The organism is Mycobacterium sp. (assembly GCF_049585075.1).
Taxonomy (GTDB): domain Bacteria; phylum Actinomycetota; class Actinomycetes; order Mycobacteriales; family Mycobacteriaceae; genus Mycobacterium.
The window spans coordinates 1-2,199 of sequence record NZ_JBAUZA010000200.1 but is presented as its reverse complement, the minus strand read 5'-3'; the positions used below and the strand labels follow the sequence as shown (position 1 = coordinate 2,199).

At 67.6% G+C, this 2,199-nt stretch carries 1 protein-coding gene; it reads right to left on the bottom strand.

Annotated features, from left to right (window positions below; translation table 11 throughout):
• Positions 1 to 2,199: glycoside hydrolase family 27 protein (locus tag WB785_RS09705; RefSeq protein WP_424078751.1), on the bottom strand; the 2,199-nt coding region annotated here is incomplete at both ends.

Here is a 2,199-nt window from a genome sequence, read left to right as displayed (position 1 = left end):
GGCTGGATGAGCTGCAGTCGACCGAGGTGAAGACGCCGAGCCCGGCGGGGAGGCTGTCGCCCTCCAGTGGTGCGGTACCGGCCGCATTGGCGGTCTCGGCCACCGGGTCGAAGGTGACCTCGTCGCCGCTGCCGTCAACGGTTGTGCACTGGCTGGATGTGGGACACGAGACGCTGACGTCACCGTTGCCGGTGACCTCGTCCAGCGACGCGATCCCGCCGGCCGTCACCCGGCCGCTAGCCGGGTCGAACGTGACCTGGTTCGAGCCGCCGTTGCCGCCGCCGCCGACTGCGGTGCACTGGGTTGCGGACGGGCATGAGACCGACGCGAGGTAGATCCAGGGATCGACCTGGTAACGGTGGGTGTCGCGACCGGTCTGCGGATCGTAGACGACCTCGTATCCGCTGCCGTCGACGATGACACAGGAGCCTGCCGACACGCAGTCGATCGCAGTCGGCTCGCGGCCACGGTCGGCAACCGCGATCCGTACGCTCTGCCGCGGCTTCGACGGGTTGAACCTGACCACGTGACCGGCCAGGTCGAGCGCCACGCACTCGTCTGTGCCCGGGCAGGAGAGCCCGACCAGCTGACAGCCAGGGTCGGCGGTGGTGAACTTCAGAGTCCCAGTCTCGGACGGATCCAGCGCCGCGACGCCGCCAAACGCACTGGCCACCACGCATCTGCCCGCGCTCGGGCAGGCGATGCCGACGAGGTTGTTCGGCGTCCTGGCCGAACCCGGCGCCTGCGCGGCTGGGGTCTTCCCCACCGTGACCTTGGCCGGTGTGACCTTCTTGACCGTCGGCGGCTGCCACGGGGCCCTGCTGCCGGCGGCGATCCGGTACATCACCGTCTGGCCGGGTGCGACGGTCGCGCTGATCGCACCGGTGGACGAGGTCACATCGCCTGTCCAGAGGTTCTGCAGTTCGTAGCCGGAAGCCGTGGGCAGCCCGGCCGCTGACGCGGTGGTGCTGATCGTCGCCGGGTCGGTCGTGCTCTCGTTGAAGAGCGTGACCGCGAACTGACCGTCGGCGAGTTTCTTGGACATGATCAGGTCGGTCCCGTCGAACGTCCCGACAATCTGCGCGGGGTTTGCGGCCCTGTCCTGGTCGACAGCGATCACTCGCCGATTGCCGAATACGCCTGCCGCCTGCTGCAGCGCTGCATTGGCCGCGGGCTGCACGTCCGGGCCGCAGTTGGACGGGCACAGGTTGGTGCTCATCAGCAGCGGATCTGACAGCTCGGAGAACATCGACATCTCGGACTCGCTGGCGGTGAGCGCGGAGACGTCGCCGTCGGGGGAGAAGTTGCCGACCTCCATGATGTCGGGGTCGATCCAGTGACCCGGGCCGGTGTGCTGCTCATATGTCTGGGCCTCGGCGTTGACGATCCCGACGAGGCTGCCGGGGTAGTGCCGGTCGCTGGCCGCCGCGGTGAAGTGGGGGTTGGAGTCCGGGGTCGGGCGCACCATGGCGCCATACTGGAAGCCCCAGGTCTGAGGGTTGACGGTGGCGCCTCCGGCGACGCTGAAAAGGATGTGGCGGTGCACCTTGGTCAATGCCTGGCCGAGTGCGTCGTACATCTTCTGCTGGGTGTCCTGCTGGTCGGTCAGGTACGCCGGGTTGGTGGAGAAGGTCGGGCCGCCAAAGCCGAACGCTCCGCTGGCCGGGGCGTCGATCCCCCGATAGCCGGGGGGCGCGTTGCTGTCCGGCGGCACTGTAGAGTCCGAGCAGCCCCAGTCGGCCTTGACGTAGTCGACCCCCCAGGACGCGAGCGTCCTGGCATCGATCGTGTCGAACCCGTAGGTGCCTGGGATCTCCTCGCAGTTCCAGTTGTTGGAGGCGTCGAGGTAAGCACCGAACCGCAGCCCGAGCGCGTGCACGTAGCTGGCGACGAGCTTCACGCCATTGTTGGCGCACGGCCTGCTTGGCGGGTACAGGTAGGAATTGACGTACAGCTGCCCGTCCGGTAGGCGGCCGTTGATCACGCCGCAGGCTTCCGGATCCTGCTTGACCGGCGCGGTTACGCCAAAGGTGTTCGGGCTGTCGACCCCTTCGAGATCGGTGTAGCAGCCGTCCTGGTTAACGTACTTGTAACCGTCCTGCTCTAGCCCCGAGTCGTGCATGAACTTGGCGACCGACTCGAGCGCCCGCGCGTTGCTGTCACACGCGTACGCGTTCCAGCTGTTGAACCCCATAGGCG